The organism is Variovorax sp. VaC1, from assembly GCF_043658315.1.
Classification (GTDB): Bacteria; Pseudomonadota; Gammaproteobacteria; order Burkholderiales; family Burkholderiaceae_C; genus Variovorax.
Map to the genome: position 1 here is coordinate 1 of NZ_JBIGLT010000024.1, position 1,129 is coordinate 1,129.

Here is a 1,129-nt window from a genome sequence, read left to right on the forward strand (position 1 = left end):
TGCTGGGCATGCGAGACCAAGGTCTGCAGCACCCGGAACCACGTGTGGGCCAGGTCGCTGATGTCGTCCTCTGCAAAGAGCTCGCCAGCCCAGGCCCACGTGGCCGACAGCTGCGGGCCATCGGCCAGGTCGCGGGTGAGCGCATTGAGCTCGATGGCATGGGCCATCGGTGCCTGGGCATCGCCCCCGCCTCCCAGTGCGCCGGCCTCGGGCGCTGCGGCCCAGTCGTGCGCAATGGGCGCTGCAAAGCGGCCCAGGTAGTTGAAGCCGATCTGGGCCGCGGTGGTGCCGAATGCGCTGGCCGTCTCGGGGTTCAGGTAACGCAGCAGCCCGAAGCCCAGGCCGTTGTCGGGCAGCGCCCGCAACTGCTCCTTGCTCTGCTTGAGCGCGCGCCCCATGTGTTCGCCCCCGCGCAGGGCATCGTCCAGATCGATGTCGCGCAGGTCCAGCCGCACGGGGAAGAGGCTGGTGAGCCAGCCCACGGTGCGCGACAGGTCCACGCCCTCGAAGATCTCCTCGCGGCCATGGCCTTCCAGATCGAACAGGACGCTGGGGTCGCAGCCTGGCATGCGCCGCTGGCGCCAGTCGGCCACGGCCAGCGCAAAGGCGGTGAGCAGCACATCGTTGATGCGCGCGTGGAACAGGGCCGGCACCTGCGTGAGCAGGGCCGAGGTGAGCGCGCTGGGCAGGTTCAGCACCAGGCGCCCGGCCGTTGCCACGGTGTCCCTGGACGCATCGATCGGTCGCGGGGACAGCAGCGGATCGGGGGCCGCGAGGATGCGCGTCCACAGGGGCAGCTCGGCCACGCGTGAAGGGGCCCTGGCCTCGTCATTGAGCTGCTGGGCCCAGCGCCGCAAGGAGGTGCCTGCAGGCTCGAGCTTCACCGGCTCGCCGCGGGCGGCCTGCTGCCAGGCCGATTGCAGGTCCGGCACGAGGATGCGCCATGAGACGCCGTCGACCGCAAGGTGGTGGATCGTCAGGAGCAGGCGCCCCGGTTGCGTGCTGCCGGCGTCGAACCAGACCGCCTGCAGCATGTGGCCCGCTTCGGGGGCCAGGCGTGCCGCGGCGTCGCGCGAGGCCTGCGCCACGAGCACCTGGCGACCTTCCTCGTGCAGGCCGATCATGTCGA

1 protein-coding gene is annotated in these 1,129 nt (G+C 71.0%); it reads right to left on the reverse strand.

The genetic code is table 11. From position 1 onward, the window contains the following. On the reverse strand, positions 1-1,129 hold a 1,129-nt coding region (locus ACGLHS_RS32230), incomplete at both ends, for a condensation domain-containing protein (RefSeq protein WP_394486078.1).